The organism is Bradyrhizobium sp. BLXBL-01, assembly GCF_051853025.1.
In the GTDB taxonomy this organism is placed as follows: domain Bacteria; phylum Pseudomonadota; class Alphaproteobacteria; order Rhizobiales; family Xanthobacteraceae; genus Bradyrhizobium.
This window is the reverse complement of the sequence record NZ_CP182471.1, coordinates 438,064-453,596: the sequence shown is the minus strand read 5'-3', so window position 1 is coordinate 453,596 and position 15,533 is coordinate 438,064. Positions and strand designations below refer to the sequence as shown.

Sequence of the window (15,533 nt, the reverse complement as noted above, 5' to 3'; positions counted from 1 at the left end):
TCTGGGCGGATCGCGGCTATAAGTCCCACAGCCGGCGCGGGGCGTTTCTCGCGCCGCTTGTTTTTGCGTGGGTTTTCAAAGGGATAAAACCCACCCGCGCAAAACGCAGATAAACCCATAGCGACTGACAAAAAGCCGACCCGGACGAAGACGTCCCGAGGCCGGGATTGAACACGGAGAAAGAACGATGTTCGCAGTCATCAAAACCGGCGGCAAGCAATACCGCGTCGTGCCGGATGATGTTCTCGAAGTTGGCAAGATCGAAGGCGAAGTCGGCTCGATCGTGCAGTTGAATGAAGTTCTGGTGGTCGGCGGCGACACGCCGGTGCTGGGCGTTCCGACGGTGGCAGGCGCGTCCGTTGCGGTCGAGGTGCTCGACCACAAGCGCGGCCCCAAGGTCATCGCCTTCAAGAAGCGCCGCCGCAAGAATTCGCGCCGCAAGCGCGGCTATCGCGACGAGATCACCGTGCTGCGCATCAGCGAGATCCTGACCGACGGCGCCAAGCCCACCAAGGGCCCGCGTCCGAAGAAGGAGAAGGTGGCGCCGGCAGCGGAAGCCGCCGAGTAACGGAAATCGATCACGCCAATTCACGAATTGAAGCGTGAGAAATTTTGAAATGATTCCGTCAAGGAATTGACCTAGAACTACGCAGGATTTCGGAGACGAGCCATGGCTCACAAAAAAGCAGGCGGTTCATCGCGCAACGGTCGCGATTCCAAGGGCAAGCGCCTCGGTATCAAGGCGTTCGGCGGCGAGATCGTCACGCCCGGCAACATCATTGCGCGTCAGCGCGGCACCACCTGGCATCCCGGCCTCAATGTCGGCATGGGCACGGATCATACTCTGTTCGCCAAGATCGAGGGCCGCGTTGCGTTCCAGGCCAAAGCCAACGGCCGCACCTTCGTATCGGTGCTTCCGATTGCCGAGGCTGCTGAATAGACGGTGGATCAAATTGGAATCCGCCGGTCCCGACTGAACCGGCGGAGTCCTGAAGATCCCAACAGATCGAAGGCTCCAAGGGGAGGCGGGAAACCGGCCTCCCCTTTTCGTTGCTCACTTTGCATTAGTGACTTTCACGGAGCCGGACATGTTGCAGGATTTTTCGAGCGTGACCTTGGCCGAGGCGAGACCCAGCGTCGTCGCCACCGAGCGGCTGACCTTGCGGCGGCCGACGCTGGCCGACGTCAGGACCATCGCCCGGCTCGCCAACGACCGCCGTGTCGCCGAGAACACCCGCCGCCTGCCGCATCCCTATTCGCAGGACGACGCCGCCGACTTCATCCGCGCCACCGCCGAGCTCGGAGCTGAGACCGTGTTCCTGATCGAGCACGACAGCGGGCCGGTTGGCATGGTCGGCATCGATTGCTCCAGGCCCGGCAATGCCGAGCTCGGCTATTGGCTCGGCGTCGAGCATTGGGGCCAGGGCTTTGCCACCGAGGCCGCGCGCGGCGCGATCGACTTCTTCTTCGAGGAGTTCGAGGACGAGCATCTCTACGCCGGCGCGCGCGTCACCAATCCGGCCTCGCGCAAGGTGCTGGAGAAGTGCGGCTTCCAATGGAGCGGCGTGCAGCTGCATCGCTTCCTGGCGCTGGGCTCCTCGACGCCCGTCGACTGCTTCCGCCTCTCGCGCGGGGTGTGGGCCTCCCTGAAGAGCTGGAGCAGTGCAAGACGGGTGCGGTAGCTTACCCTCCCCTGGAGGGGGAGGGCAAGAGTTACGCCGGCGGATTCACTTCGTCGCCGGGACGTCCCAAATCTCGTTCGCGCAAGTAGATATAGAACCCGGCGCCGATGATGATGGCGGCGCCGACGAGTGTTGCGATGGACGGGACGTCGCCGAACACGACGAAGCCGAAGATCACGGCCCAGACGATCATCGAATATTGATAGGGCACCACGACGCTGGCCGGCGCGAGCTTGAGCGAGCGGTTGACGCAGAACAGCGCGGTCACCGAGACGCATCCGGCGAGCGCGAAGATCACGAGGCTGCCAGGGGTCGGCGGCACCCAGTGGAACGCCGACAGCACCGCCCCCAGCGAAAACGTGCCGATGAATTGCGAGGACGCCATCACGATGTCGGGCGTCTTGCGCAGGCTGCGCGTGATCAGCATCAGGGTTGCGAAGGAGAGGCTGCCGCCGAGCGCGATCAGCGCCGGCAGGCTGACCGTCTGCGCAGACGGGCGCAGCGCGATCAAGACGCCGCAAAAGCCGATCAGGATCGCGGTCCAGCGCCGCCAGCCGACCTTCTCGCCGAGAAAGATCGCCGACATCGCGGTGACGAAGATCGGACCTGCGAGATAATAGGTGATGACGTCGGCGAGCGGCAGATAGACGGTTGCGAGAAAGAAGGCCGCGACTTCCAGCGTCGACAGCACGACGCGAACCAGCTGCAGGCCCGGCCGCTCCAGATGCAGGAACAGGTCGCGCTGCTTCCAGATCAGGGGCGACAGCAGCAGCAGCGCCGCGCAGGCACGCAGGAACAGGAGCTGCCCCACCGAATAGGTCCCGACCAGGAACTTGCCCATGGCATCGCCGAACGAGAACATGAAGATCGACAGCACCATGAGCCCGATGCCGGCCAGGCGCGCGGAGCGATCGTCATAGGCGGAGAGATTCTTGAACAGGGGCATTGCGGTCGTTCGTGGGAAGCGTCATTGCGAGCGAAGCGAAGCAATCCAGACTGTCTCCGCAGCGGCAGTCTGGATTGCTTCGTCGCTTCGCTCCTCGCAATGACAAGGAGAGAGCGCGGAATCATGGCGACCGGAGTCGCTTGCGGTCGTTTTAATGACGTGAGCCGCCGGGACAAGCCCGCTACCGCCGAATTGAACGGATTGTCGCACTCTTCGCATCGCGGTAGCGATACGAGCCACATCGACCAGAGAGCCTGACATGACCGATTTCGATCCGGCCCGGCATCGCATGATCCCGACGCAACGCTGGTTTGAGGATTTCGTCGTGGGCGAACGCTTCGTGCTGCCGAGCCGCACCCAGACCTCGGCTGTGTTCGCCGCATTCCAGACCGCGAGCGGCGACACCCATCCCGTGCACTATGACGTCGAATATTGCCGCGCCCGCGGCATGCCGCATCTGCTCGCCCACGGCTTCCAGACCCTGATCCACACCGCGCCGGGCGCCGGCCTGTTTCCGTTCCTGGTCGAGGAATCGCTGGTCGGCTTCCTCGAGCAATCGAGCCGCTTTCTGAAACCCGTGTTCGCCGACGACACCCTTTATCCGGCGCTCCAGGTCACCGAGCTTGTGCCGGGGCGCTCGACCGGCACGGTGGCGCTGCGCAGCACCGTGTTCAACCAGCGCAAGGAGCTGGTGCTGGAGGGACTGCAGAAATTCCTGATCCGGCGGCGGCCGGCCGGTTAAGCAAGGGGCAGAATCGCCAGAAATTCGGGCGATTCGCAGGGTGTTCGGGTTGCCGGAGGGGGCCGGCTGGCCTACCTATGGCCCATGAAATTCCTCGACGAAGCAAAGGTCTATATCCGCTCCGGTGACGGCGGGAACGGCTGCGTGGCGTTCCGCCGCGAGAAGTTCATCGAATTCGGCGGTCCCTCCGGCGGCAATGGCGGCCGCGGCGGCAATGTCATCCTCGAGGTCGCCGACGGCCTCAACACGCTGATCGACTACCGCTACCAGCAGCATTTCAAGGCCCAGAAGGGCGAGAACGGCATGGGCTCGGACCGCCACGGCGCCAACGGCAAAAACATCGTGCTGAAGGTTCCCGTGGGCACGCAGATCTTCGACGAGGACCGCGAGACGCTGATCCACGATTTCACCAAGGTCGGCGAGAAATTCGTGCTGGCCGAGGGCGGCAATGGCGGCTTCGGCAATGCGCATTTCAAATCGTCGACCAACCGCGCGCCGCGCAACGCCAATCCCGGCCAGCCCGGCGAGGAGCGCTGGATCTGGCTGCGGCTGAAACTGATCGCCGATGCCGGCCTGGTCGGCATGCCCAATGCCGGCAAATCGACCTTCCTGTCGAAGGTCAGCGCGGCGCGGCCGAAGATCGCCGACTACCCCTTCACCACGCTGCATCCGCAGCTGGGCGTCGTGAATGCCGACGGACGCGAGTTCGTGCTCGCCGACATTCCCGGGCTGATCGAAGGCGCGCATGAGGGCACCGGCCTCGGCGACCGCTTCCTCGGCCATGTCGAGCGCTGCCGCGTGCTCTTGCATCTGATCGACGCAACAAGCGAGCATGCCGGCAAGGCCTACAAGACGGTACGCAAGGAGCTCGATGCCTATGGCGGCCAGCTCACCGACAAGATCGAGATCGTTGCGCTGAACAAGATCGACGCGGTCGAGCCGGACGAGCTCAAGAAGCAGAAGGACCGGCTGAAGCGCGCCGCCAAGAAGACGCCGCTGCTGATTTCCGGTGCGACCGGCCAGGGCGTCAAGGAAGCGTTGCGCGCGCTGGCCGATGTGATCGGCGAGAGCCCGGTGTCTGCGAAGGCGAAGAGCGCGGCCGAAGCGGAGCCGTGGTCGGCCTAAACTCTCTCCCCACCGTCGTCCCCGCGAAGGCGGGGACCCATACCGCGTGATCTATCTTTTGCGAATGGTCGTAGTACCGACCGACGAATCTTCGCCAAACAACTCCCTGTGGTTATGGGTCCCCGCCTTCGCGGGGACGACAGCGGAGTGCATCGCTGCGAGCGCGCGCATCACCGGCTTGTCTTGGCGCGCGCAATATCGCAGCATCAAACGATCAAGAAACGGCAGGGATAATTCATGGCGCGCGCGAAGAACGTTCTCTGGATCATGTGCGACCAGCTTCGCTACGATTATCTCGGCTGCACCGGCCATCCCACGCTGAAGACGCCCAACATCGACGCCATGGCGAAGCGCGGCGTGCTGTTCACGAAGGCCTATGTGCAATCTCCGATCTGCGGCCCGTCGCGGATGTCGTTCTACACCGGCCGCTACATGCGCTCGCACGGCTCGCACTGGAACGGCTGGCCGCTGCGGGTCGGCGAGCCCACGCTCGGTGATCACCTCAAGACAATCGGCGTGCGCAACGTGCTGGTCGGCAAGACCCACATGGCCCCTGATATCGAAGGCATGAAGGCGCTCGGCATCCCGCCGGAATCCATGATCGGCGTGCACGTCGCCGAATGCGGCTTCGAACCTTACGAGCGCGACGACGGCTTGCATCCGACGGGGCGGCCGCGCCCGAAATACGACGAGTATCTCCGCCAGCAGGGTTTTGAAGCCACCAATCCCTGGGAGCATTGGGCCAATTCCGGCGCTGCCGAGGATGGCAGCTTGCAGAACGGCTGGCTGCTGGTGCACGCCGACAAGGCCGCGCGCGTGCCGGACGAGCATTCCGAGACGCCCTACATGACGCGGCGCGCGATGGACTTCATCGGCGAGGCCGAGACCGACGGCCGTCCCTGGTGCCTGCATCTGTCCTACATCAAGCCGCACTGGCCCTATATCGCGCCCGAGCCCTATGCCAGCATGTATTCGACCGATGACATGATCCCGGTGATCCGCTCGATGCGCGAGCGGCAGAATCCGCATCCGGTGTTCGGCGCCTACATGGACATGCGCTACTCCCGCAACATGGCGCGCGACGAGGCCCGCGAAAAGGTGATCCCGACCTATATGGGCCTGATCACCCAGATCGACGACCAGATGGGCGTGCTGATGAAATTATTGGGTGAGCGCGGCCTGCTCGACACGACGATGATCGTGTTCACCAGCGATCACGGCGATTATCTCGGTGATCACTGGATGGGCGAGAAGGACCTGTTCCACGAACAGTCGGCGAAGATTCCGCTGATCATCATCGATCCCTCCCGGGAAGCCGACGCCACCCGCGGCACGCGCAGCGATGCGCTGGTCGAGGCGATCGATCTTGCGCCGACCTTCGTCGATTATTTCGGCGGCAAGGTGCCGGGCCACATCCTCGAAGGACGTTCGCTGCTGCCGCTGCTGCGCGGGCCAACGCCGCCGGATTGGCGCAAGGTGGCGTTCTCCGAATACGACTACGCGATGCAGGACGTGCGGCTGAAGCTGGACCAGCCGATCGAGCGCTGCCGCCTGTTCATGGTGTTCGACGGCCGTTGGAAATACATCCACGCCTCCGACTTCCGTCCGATGCTGTACGATCTCGAAACCGATCCGGACGAATACGTCGATCGCGGCGACGATCCTGGTGCGCCGGCATCATCGCGCGGCTGCAGGCCGAGCTGTTCGACTGGGCGCTGCATCCGAACGACCACATCACCACGCCGCGCGAGAAGATCGCCGCCTATGCGGATAATCAGCTGCAGGTGAAGAACGGCGTTTTGATCGGCATTTGGGATGAAGCCGAACTCACGGCGATCAAGGACGGGATAGCGCAGCGCACGAAGATGTAATTGTCGATCCTCATGGTGAGGAGGCGCGAAGCGCCGTCTCGAACCATGAAGGCCCCGCTGCTACAGCCGGGCCTGTCATCCTTCGAGACGCGCGCAAGAGCGCGCTCCTCAGGATGAGGGGATAGAGTACGCGGCTAGCTAGCGATCGACCAGGCGTCCTTCAAATTCAGGCTTACCTGGCACCAGAAAGAGCCGATACCACTCAATATCCCTTCGCTCGGCAATTTCGGTATCCGAGAGTTTCGCGGTTTCGCCAAGGCTCGATTGATCGATGCCGAGATTTTGCGCCGCGGCGTAGACGGCATAATCGCCGCACTCGACTTCTGCGGAGAGTGCCGGATGATGATCGATCACCGACATGACGTGGATCCGCCCGCTCCCGGAATGGAAATGCACGCACGTGATTCGCTGCCATTCTTCCGATGAAGGTGGCAGATCGCTCGACACGAGCTCAACCCAATGGTCATTGAGATCAGCTTCGGTGTTAATCATCCGAAACGCAGGCACGCCGGCAAAACCTTGCTTTGTTTTCTCCGCGTCCCAGTTCTCTTCGCTTCCAAGGGGCCTGAACGGATCGTCACACACGACGATCTGATAGTGGCTTGCAAATACGCGCGCTGCACCGAGTAACCGCTGTGTCATGGCCCCGCAAACCAGATTCAATTCTCGATCTTGTATCCCGTCGCCTTGACGATCGGCTGCCACAGCGCGGTGTTCGCGGCGAGCTCCTTGGATAGCCCGTCCGCATCGCTGCCGACCGGTATCAAGCCAATCGCCGTCAGTTTCTCCTTCACCTCGGGCTTGGCAAGCGCCGCGCTCGCGGCCGCGCCGAGCTTGCTCGCAAACTCCGGCGGGCTGCCGGCGGGAAGCCACATGCCGTACCAAGCATCCGCAACGAGATCGATGCCACTTTCCTTCAGCGTCGGCACGTCAGGCGCGAACGGTGAACGCTCCGCGCTCGCGACCGCGATGATCTTCACGCCCTTGGCGCGATGCTGCGGCAGCGCGTCCGCGAGCGTCGTGATGCCGAACGAGACGTGGCCGCCGACGAGATCGTTGAGGATCGGCGCGCTGCCGCGATAGGGCACGCGGGTCAGGGGAATGCCGAGGTCCCTCTCGAGCTTGGAGCCCATGAAATGCGGGATCGTGCCGTTGCTCGGCACGCCGAACGAGGTCTTGTCGGGATGCGCCTTGAGCCACGTCACGAAGCTCTTGAAATCGACGGCTTCGACCGCCGGGTTGATCACCAGCGCAAATTCGAAGCGCGCCAGCAGCGAGACCGGCACGAAATCATTCGCGGTGTCGAAGCTCGGTGTCTTCTCCACCATCGGCAGCAGGTACATGGTCGGCCCGGTCGTCACCAGCACCATGCTGCCGTCGGGGCTCGCACCCTTCACCGCCTTGATGCCGATCAGGCCGTCGCCACCGGTGCGATTCTCGACCACGACGGTCCGTTGCAGCGCCGGCGCCATTTCCTGCGCGATCAGCCGGCACAGCGTGTCGCCGCCGGCTCCCGCCGCGAACGGGAAGATGATTTTCGTGAGCCCGGCCTGCGCTCGAGACCCGCCCGCCTGCGCCAACAGCGGCAGCCCAAGATATCCTCCAAGACATCCGGCCATGAATTTGCGGCGATCCATGCGTTTCCTCTCTCGGCCCCATTATCGTTGAGCGCAGTTAGAGCCAGGCGGAGGCCTGGCACAAGGCCGACATGCGCCGTTTACCATGCCGGCTGCCTTGCGCCGGTCACCATCCTGCTGCAAAAGCAGGGCTCATCGGCGCCGCCTGTCGCTCCGCCGTTTCCAATGCAGAGCAGATCGCCCAAGCGCGCCAACATACATACACATGGCCAGCCCCGAACTCAGTCAATTCCGCCGCATCGTCGTCAAGGTCGGCTCCGCGCTGCTGGTCGATTCCGACAAGGGCGAGGTGCGGGCGTCCTGGCTCGCCGCGCTCGCCGACGACATGGCCAAGCTGCACAAGGAAGGACGCGACGTCCTCGTCGTATCCTCGGGCTCGATCGCGCTGGGCCGCAGCCGGCTGAAATTGCCGCGCGGACCGCTGAAGCTGGAAGAGAGCCAGGCCGCCGCTGCCGTCGGCCAGATCGCGCTGGCGCGGATCTGGTCGGAAGTGCTCGGGGCGCACGGTATCGGTGCCGGCCAGATCCTGGTGACGCTGCAGGACACCGAGGAGCGCCGCCGCTATCTCAATGCGCGCTCCACCATCGGCAAGCTGCTGGAATGGCGCGCCATCCCCGTGATCAACGAGAACGACACGGTGGCGACCACCGAGATCCGCTACGGCGACAATGATCGCCTCGCCGCGCGCGTCGCCACCATGGCGAGCGCCGACCTGCTCGTGCTGCTGTCCGACATCGACGGGCTCTACGACGCCCCGCCGAAGAACAACCCGAACGCAAAGCTCATTCCGGTCGTCGACAGCATCTCCTCGGAGATCGAGGCGGTGGCGGGCGATGCCGAGTCCGAGCTGTCGCGCGGCGGCATGCGCACCAAGGTCGAGGCGGCCAAGATCGCCACGACCGGTGGCACGCATATGCTGATCGCCTCCGGCAAGATCGAGCATCCCTTGCAGGCGATCGCCGATGGCGGCCGCTGCACCTGGTTCCTGACGCCCGCCAACCCCATCACCTCGCGCAAACGCTGGATCGCGGGCACGCTGGAGCCAAAGGGCACGCTGACCATCGATGCCGGCGCCGTGACGGCGCTACGTGCCGGCGCCAGCCTGCTGCCGGCCGGCGTGATCAAGGTCGAGGGCCAGTTCGCTCGCGGCGATGCCGTGATCGTGCGCGGCCCCGACGGCAGCGAGGTCGGCCGCGGCCTGATCGCCTATGACGCCGAGGTCGCGGAGAGGATCAAGGGCCGCTCCTCCCCGGACGTGATGGCCATCCTCGGCATCAGCGGCCGCGCCGAGATGATCCACCGCGACGATCTGGTGGTGGGCGGGTAAGGGCCGCCTCCGTCATTCCGGGGCGGTGCGCTAGCACCGAACCCGGAATCTCGAGATTCCGGGTCTGGTCCTTCGGACCATCCCGGAATGACGGCGCAGCTCGTGCGTGGATGGCCGTGTCAAGCCCGGCCTGACGTCGGGGCTGGGCCAGTGACCTAGCTGGCCCGCCGTCGGGAGACCTGCCATACCCTCCCTGCCCTTCGCAAAAGCGGGATTTCCGTGCTAGGACACCGCCTTAGCAGAAGGTTGAACTCCCATGGCCGCCCCCCTCAAAGCCGTCGACGGCAATGCCGATCGCACTAGCGATCTCTTGGCGCTGATGTCCGATCTCGGAACCCATGCCCGCGCTGCCGCGCGCGTGCTGGCGCTGGCGCCGCCGGAGCAGAAGAACCGGGCGCTGGAGGCCATGGAGCGGTCGATCCGCGCCAACGCTGCCGCGATCCTCGCTGCCAATGCCGAGGACGTCGCGGAGGCCCGCGCCTCCGGCAATGCCACCTCCTCCTTCATCGACCGCCTGACGCTGACGCCGGCGCGCATCGAGGGAATGGCCGAGGGCATCGGCATCGTGCGCGGCATCGCCGATCCGATCGGGGTCGTCATCGAGAGCTGGCAGCGGCCGAACGGCATGACCATCGAGCGCGTGCGCGTGCCGCTCGGCGTCGTCGGCGTGATCTTCGAGAGCCGGCCGAACGTTGCGGCCGACGCCGGCGTGCTGTGCCTGAAGTCAGGCAATGCCGTAATCCTGCGCGGCGGCTCGGACAGTTTCCGATCGTGCCGCGCGATCCATGACTGCCTGGTGCAGGGCCTGCGCGAAGCTGGCCTGCCGGAAGCTGCGATCACGCTGGTGCCGACGCGCGACCGCGCGGCGGTCGGCATGATGCTGTCGGGCCTGAGCGGCGCCATCGATGTCATCGTGCCGCGCGGGGGGAAAAGCCTCGTCGCGCGCGTCGAGCAGGAAGCGCGCGTGCCTGTGTTCGCGCATCTCGAGGGCGTCAACCACGTCTATGTCGATGCCAGCGCCGACCTCGCCATGGCGAAGTCGATCGTGCTCAATGCCAAGATGCGGCGCACCGGCGTCTGCGGCGCTGCCGAGACGCTGCTGGTCGACCGCGCTGCCGCTGGCAAGAACCTTAAGCCGCTGGTCGAGATGCTGCTCGATGCCGGCTGCGAGGTGCGCGGCGACGAGGCCGTGCAGAAGGCCGATGCGCGCGTCAAGCCGGCGAGCGACGAGGATTGGGACACCGAATATCTCGACGCGATCATCGCGGCGAAGGTGGTGGACGGCGTCGACGGCGCGATCGCGCATATTCAGGACCACGGCTCGCATCACACCGATGCCATCGTGAGCGCGGATGAGGCTGCGGCGCAGAAATTCCTCAGCGAGGTCGATTCCGCGATCGTGCTGCACAACGCCTCGACGCAGTTTGCCGATGGCGGCGAGTTCGGTTTCGGCGCCGAGATCGGGATTGCCACCGGCCGCTTCCACGCGCGCGGCCCGGTCGGCGCCGAGCAATTGACGAGCTTCAAATATCGCGTCCACGGCACCGGGCAGACCCGGCCGTAGACGTCGCGGGGCGCGGGCATTGAGCAATAATCTCGTCGTGCCGCGCTTCGTGGCGCAAGCGGTCCCGGCCTCGACGCCGGGCATGCGCATCGGCCTGCTCGGCGGCTCGTTCAACCCGCCGCATCAGGCTCATCGCGCCATCAGCCAGTTCGCACTGAAGCGATTGCAGCTCGATCGCGTCTGGTGGCTGGTCACGCCAGGCAATCCGCTCAAGGAGAACGGCACGCTGCACGAGCTCGGCGAGCGCATGCAGGCCGCGCGCGACGTCGCCGACGATCCGCGCATCGAGGTGAGCTGTCTCGAATCCGTCATTCGCACTCGCTATACTATCGACACGATCAACACCTTGCGCCGCCGCTTTCCTGGCTTGCGCTTTGTCTGGATCATGGGCGCCGACAATCTCGCTCAATTCCATCGTTGGCAGGACTGGCGGCGCATCGCCGCCCAGGTGCCGATGGCGGTGATCGATCGCCCGCCGCAGAGTTTTCGCGCGCTCGGCTCGCCCGCAGCCCAGGCGTTATCGCGCTACCGCCTGCCCGAAAAAAAGGCGCCCCTGCTTGCAGATCGGCCGGCACCGGCCTGGGTGTTCCTGACCGGATTGAAGCTGAACCTGTCCTCGACCGGCCTACGGAACCCGGATGGGAGCTGGAAAGGTACGAAGTGAGACGAAGTGTACGGACATGGTGTGGACTACGGGCTCTCTGGCATATTGAAACCCTTAACCCCACATGATGTAGTGTAACCGGTGGGCGCCGGATTCGGCGTTCGCGATACAGTGAAAGGAATGGTCCCTGACCGCATCTGTATTGTCCAAGCCTGTTTTACCCAAGGTTGCCAAGCCTACGCGTAAAACATCGACCAAAGCTGCGGCCTTGAAGGCGCAACCCGACGCCGACAAGACGCTGAGCCTGATCCTCTCCCGCCTCGAGGACATGAAGGCGGAAGAGACGGTCACAATCGACCTTCGCGGCAAATCGGCGTACTCCGACTACATGATCGTCACCACCGGCCGGGTGAACCGGCACGTCGGCGCGATCGCGGAAAACGTCACCAAGAGCCTCAAGGAAAACGGCATCAAGAACATCCATGTCGAGGGCTTGCCCAATTGCGACTGGGTGCTGATCGATTCCGGCGACGTGATCGTGCACGTGTTCAGACCCGAGGTCCGCGAGTTCTACAACCTCGAGCGGTTGTACACGCAGGGCCCAGGGGCGGCGAAGGCGATCTAGGCTCACTGCCGATTTCGAATCGGCTGACGCGCATGCTAGCGTCGTGCGCGCGCCTGTTGCGCGCGGTCTTGTCAACGCGGCACTGAAATCATGCGTGTTGCTGTCATTGCGGTGGGCCGGCTGAAGCAGGGCCCCGAACGGGAGCTTGCCGACCGCTATTTCGAACGGTTCTGCGACGCCGGCGGCAAGCTCGGATTCCGCGGGCTCAGTGTCTATGAAGTTGCCGAAAGCCGCGCGCGCGATGCCGCGACGCGGATGGCCGAAGAGGCCGCGGCGATCTCGGCGCATATTCCTGACAAGGCGATCCTGGTGGCGCTGGACGAGCGCGGCCAAAATCTCGACTCCACCGTATTCGCACGGCATCTCGGACGCTGGCGCGACGAGGGGGCCGGACATACTTTCTTCGTGATCGGAGGGGCGGACGGACTTTCGCCCGAATTGCGCCGTAAGGCCAAGCTCGCGATCGCGTTCGGCTCTGCGACCTGGCCGCACCAAATGGTCCGCGTCATGCTTCTGGAACAGCTGTATCGGGCCGCCACCATCCTGGCCGGCCACCCCTATCACCGCGCGTGATGCGCGCCACAACGAGCACCTTTGCCGACACGATGCGAGCGCCGCTCCTCAACCTGCTGCTGATCACGGGCATTGCCGGCGCAAGCCTCGCGCAAGCGAACACAAGCCTCGCGCAAGCTCCGACGCAAGGCCAGACAGTTGCGCCGCCGCCGCAGACCGCGGCGGTCTCGCCCGATGCGATCAAGCAGCGCGAGCAGGAGCTGGAGGCCGCGCGCGCGAGGCAACGAAGCGCGGAAGAAGCGCAGGCCAAGCTCAAGGCCGAGATCACCGCGCTCGGCCAGGACCGCACCCAGCTCAATCAGCAGCTGATCGAAACCGCCGCCAATGTGCGCGCCGTGGAGACCAAGATCGACGAGGCCGAGGCGCGGCTGCGCGCGCTGAACGGCCGCGAGCAACAGATGCGCGCTTCGCTGGATTCGCGCCGCGCCGACATCGTCGAGGTGCTGGCGGCCTTGCAGCGCGCCGGCCGGCGCACGCCGCCGGCGCTGCTGGTGCGGCCCGAAGATGCGCTGCAATCACTGCGCACCGCGATGCTGCTCGGTGCCGTCGTGCCGGAATTGCGCGGCCGCGCCGAAAGAATCGCGGGCGAGCTCGGCGAGCTCGTGGCCTTGCGCAGGACCATCGCCACCGAGCGCGATCAGCTCGCCTCCGACCGTGACAAGGTCAGGAGCGACCAGACCCGGCTCACCGCCCTGATCGAGGAACGGCAGCGCCAGCAGTCCGCACGCGAAAAAGACCTCGACGCCGAAGGCGCGCGCGCGATCGCGCTGTCAAAGCAGGTCGGCGATCTCCAGGGGTTGATCGCCAAGATGGAGCAGGACCTGCAAAGCGCCGCCAAGGCGGCCGAGAAAGCCGCCGAGGCCGCAAGGCAGGCCGAGGCCAAGGCGGCTGCCAGCGCCAAACAGGGCCCGGGCGCGTTCAAGGACAAGTCCCGCACCACCCCGGCGATCGCCTTCGCCTCGGCCAGGGGTCTCCTGCCGTTTCCGGTTAACGGTAACAAGATCAGGGATTTTGGCGGTTCCGACGGGGTCGGCGGCGTCCAGAAGGGCATTTCGCTGGCGACCAAGCCCGGCGCCCAGGTCACGACGCCGTGTGATGGCTGGGTTGTGTATGCCGGCCCATTCCGCAGCTATGGACAACTCTTGATCCTCAATGCCGGGGGCGGGTATCATGTCCTGATCGCCGGGATGGAGCGCATTTCGGTCAACATCGGGCAGTTTGTGCTCACGGGGGAGCCGGTCGCGACGATGGGGTCGACCTCTCAGGTCGCCTCCATTCTCGCCACGAACGCGAGTCAACCTGTGCTGTATGTCGAGTTCCGTAAAGACGGCACTCCAATCGATCCAGGCCCATGGTGGGCCGCAAATGAAGGCGAGAAGGTTCGCGGATGATGCGCAAGACTTCAGTAATCCTCCTCAGCGCCGCCACCGGTGCGGCGCTGACGCTGTTCGTGACCCAGCCGCGCGCGGTGTTCATGGGCTCCAGCGCGCGAGCCGCCACCGCGGACACCTATCGCCAGCTCAACCTCTTCGGCGACGTCTTCGAGCGCGTGCGCTCCGATTACGTCGAGAAGCCCGATGACACCAAGCTGATCGAATCCGCCATCAGCGGCATGCTCACCGGCCTCGATCCGCATTCGAGCTACATGGACGCCAAGAGCTTCCGCGACATGCAGGTGCAGACCCGCGGCGAGTTCGGCGGCCTCGGCATCGAGGTCACGATGGAAGACGGCCTGATCAAGGTGGTCTCGCCGATCGACGACACGCCCGCTTCGCGCGCCGGCATCATGGCCAACGACATCATCACCAATCTCGACGACGAGGCGGTGCAGGGCCTGACCCTGAATCAGGCGGTCGAGAAGATGCGCGGCCCCGTCAACACCAAGATCAAGCTCAAGATCATCCGCAAGGGCCAGGACAATCCGCTCGACGTGACGCTGGTGCGCGACAACATCCGCGTCCGCTCGGTGCGCGCGCGCGTCGAGCAGGATGACATCGGCTATATCCGCATCACCACCTTCAACGAGCAGACCACCGAAGGCCTGAAGCGCGAGGTCGGTAACCTCACGAACCAGATCGGCGGCGACAAGCTCAAGGGCTTCATCATCGACCTCCGCAACAATCCGGGCGGCCTGCTCGAGGAAGCGGTCACCGTCTCGGACTCCTTCCTCGAGAAGGGCGAGATCGTCTCGACCCGCGGCCGCAATGCCGAGGAGACCCAGCGCCGCACCGCGCATGCGGGCGACCTGACCAAGGGCAAGCCTGTCATCGTGCTGGTCAATGGCGGCTCGGCTTCGGCGTCGGAAATCGTCGCCGGCGCGCTCCAGGACCACAAGCGCGCGACGATCGTCGGCACGCGCTCGTTCGGCAAGGGCTCGGTGCAGACCATCATTCCGCTCGGCTCGGGCAACGGCGCGCTGCGGCTGACCACGGCGCGCTATTACACGCCGTCGGGCAAGTCGATCCAGGCCAAGGGCATCGTGCCCGACATCGAAGTGCTGCAGGACGTGCCTGACGAGCTGAAGTCGCGCACCGACACCAAGGGCGAGGCTTCGCTGCGCGGCCATCTGAAGAACGACGGCGACGAGAAGACCGGCTCGCAGTCCTATGTCCCGCCGGACGCCAAGGACGACAAGGCGCTCAAGCTCGCCGGCGACCTGCTCCACGGCATCAAGAACAGCGCCTCCGCCGCGCCGACCCCGGGCAACGACAACAAGGCCACGACCGACAAGCCCAAAGCGGCGAATTAAGTCGGCGTCACGCGCGATCCCACGAAAGGGCGGCTTCCTGAAGCCGCCCTTTTTGCTTGGAACTCCCGTCGTCCCCGGCCTCTCCCGG

Annotated in this window: 15 protein-coding genes and 1 pseudogene; 13 read left to right on the top strand and 3 right to left on the bottom strand. The window is 64.8% G+C overall.

The genetic code is table 11. The features are described from left to right. Positions 1 to 187 precede the first annotated feature (187 nt). The 3 genes from rplU to ACNJYA_RS02175 all read left to right on the top strand — a co-directional run bounded on the left by rplU (position 188) and on the right by ACNJYA_RS02175 (position 1,682). Complete coding sequence (gene rplU / locus ACNJYA_RS02185; RefSeq protein WP_172788806.1) at positions 188 to 568, top strand: 50S ribosomal protein L21; 381 nt, start codon at positions 188 to 190, stop codon at positions 566 to 568. Between the two features lie 102 nt (positions 569 to 670). After that, on the top strand, positions 671 to 940 hold the full coding sequence (gene rpmA / locus ACNJYA_RS02180; protein ID WP_008538809.1) for a 50S ribosomal protein L27: 270 nt from the start codon (positions 671 to 673) through the stop codon (positions 938 to 940). A 148-nt stretch (positions 941 to 1,088) separates the two neighbouring features. Continuing rightward, positions 1,089 to 1,682 carry a GNAT family N-acetyltransferase gene (locus ACNJYA_RS02175; RefSeq protein ID WP_439365192.1) on the top strand — a complete coding sequence of 198 codons (594 nt, stop codon included), beginning with the start codon at positions 1,089 to 1,091 and terminating at the stop codon, positions 1,680 to 1,682. Positions 1,683 to 1,713: 31 nt separating this feature from the next. On the opposite strand, the gene ACNJYA_RS02170 is transcribed toward ACNJYA_RS02175, so the two are convergent. After that, positions 1,714 to 2,628, bottom strand: coding sequence for a DMT family transporter (locus ACNJYA_RS02170; protein WP_212257643.1), 915 nt, complete (start codon positions 2,626 to 2,628; stop codon positions 1,714 to 1,716). A gap of 259 nt (positions 2,629 to 2,887) precedes the next feature. On the opposite strand from ACNJYA_RS02170, the gene ACNJYA_RS02165 reads away from it, so the two are divergent. The 3 genes and pseudogenes from ACNJYA_RS02165 to ACNJYA_RS02155 all read left to right on the top strand — a co-directional run bounded on the left by ACNJYA_RS02165 (position 2,888) and on the right by ACNJYA_RS02155 (position 6,366). Continuing rightward, a complete protein-coding gene (locus ACNJYA_RS02165) occupies positions 2,888 to 3,370 on the top strand; it encodes a MaoC family dehydratase (RefSeq protein WP_172788809.1) in 483 nt (160 codons plus the stop codon). A gap of 84 nt (positions 3,371 to 3,454) precedes the next feature. Continuing rightward, on the top strand, positions 3,455 to 4,495 hold the full coding sequence (gene obgE, locus ACNJYA_RS02160) for a GTPase ObgE (protein ID WP_439401952.1): 1,041 nt from the start codon (positions 3,455 to 3,457) through the stop codon (positions 4,493 to 4,495). A gap of 237 nt (positions 4,496 to 4,732) precedes the next feature. Next, positions 4,733 to 6,366: pseudogene (locus ACNJYA_RS02155) on the top strand (alkaline phosphatase family protein). 138 nt (positions 6,367 to 6,504) lie between these two features. On the opposite strand, the gene ACNJYA_RS02150 reads toward ACNJYA_RS02155, so the two are convergent. Both ACNJYA_RS02150 and ACNJYA_RS02145 read right to left on the bottom strand, forming a co-directional pair. Next, positions 6,505 to 7,008: a hypothetical protein gene (locus ACNJYA_RS02150; protein ID WP_439401951.1), complete on the bottom strand. Its 504-nt coding sequence runs from the start codon at positions 7,006 to 7,008 to the stop codon at positions 6,505 to 6,507. A gap of 17 nt (positions 7,009 to 7,025) precedes the next feature. After that, complete coding sequence (locus ACNJYA_RS02145; protein WP_439401950.1) at positions 7,026 to 8,003, bottom strand: Bug family tripartite tricarboxylate transporter substrate binding protein; 978 nt, start codon at positions 8,001 to 8,003, stop codon at positions 7,026 to 7,028. Between the two features lie 205 nt (positions 8,004 to 8,208). Here ACNJYA_RS02145 and proB point away from each other — a divergent pair, with 205 nt between their 5' ends. The 7 genes from proB (at position 8,209) to ACNJYA_RS02110 (ending at position 15,445) form a co-directional block, all read left to right on the top strand. After that, positions 8,209 to 9,330: a glutamate 5-kinase gene (proB, locus tag ACNJYA_RS02140; protein WP_439401949.1), complete on the top strand. Its 1,122-nt coding sequence runs from the start codon at positions 8,209 to 8,211 to the stop codon at positions 9,328 to 9,330. A 256-nt stretch (positions 9,331 to 9,586) separates the two neighbouring features. Continuing rightward, positions 9,587 to 10,894, top strand: coding sequence for a glutamate-5-semialdehyde dehydrogenase (locus ACNJYA_RS02135; RefSeq protein WP_439401948.1), 1,308 nt, complete (start codon positions 9,587 to 9,589; stop codon positions 10,892 to 10,894). A 19-nt stretch (positions 10,895 to 10,913) separates the two neighbouring features. Continuing rightward, on the top strand, positions 10,914 to 11,558 hold the full coding sequence (locus ACNJYA_RS02130) for a nicotinate-nucleotide adenylyltransferase (RefSeq protein WP_439401947.1): 645 nt from the start codon (positions 10,914 to 10,916) through the stop codon (positions 11,556 to 11,558). 208 nt (positions 11,559 to 11,766) lie between these two features. Continuing rightward, a complete protein-coding gene (rsfS, locus tag ACNJYA_RS02125) occupies positions 11,767 to 12,123 on the top strand; it encodes a ribosome silencing factor (RefSeq protein ID WP_024338888.1) in 357 nt (118 codons plus the stop codon). Between the two features lie 90 nt (positions 12,124 to 12,213). Beyond that, positions 12,214 to 12,696: a 23S rRNA (pseudouridine(1915)-N(3))-methyltransferase RlmH gene (gene rlmH, locus ACNJYA_RS02120; RefSeq protein ID WP_172788816.1), complete on the top strand. Its 483-nt coding sequence runs from the start codon at positions 12,214 to 12,216 to the stop codon at positions 12,694 to 12,696. A gap of 32 nt (positions 12,697 to 12,728) precedes the next feature. After that, positions 12,729 to 14,087, top strand: coding sequence for a murein hydrolase activator EnvC family protein (locus ACNJYA_RS02115; RefSeq protein WP_439365184.1), 1,359 nt, complete (start codon positions 12,729 to 12,731; stop codon positions 14,085 to 14,087). Continuing rightward, the gene (locus ACNJYA_RS02110; protein WP_172788818.1) at positions 14,084 to 15,445 is read left to right on the top strand and encodes a S41 family peptidase; all 1,362 of its coding nucleotides are present in this window, start codon (positions 14,084 to 14,086) and stop codon (positions 15,443 to 15,445) included. Before ACNJYA_RS02115 ends, ACNJYA_RS02110 begins: the two co-directional genes overlap by 4 nt. The last annotated feature ends 88 nt before the right edge of the window (positions 15,446 to 15,533 follow it).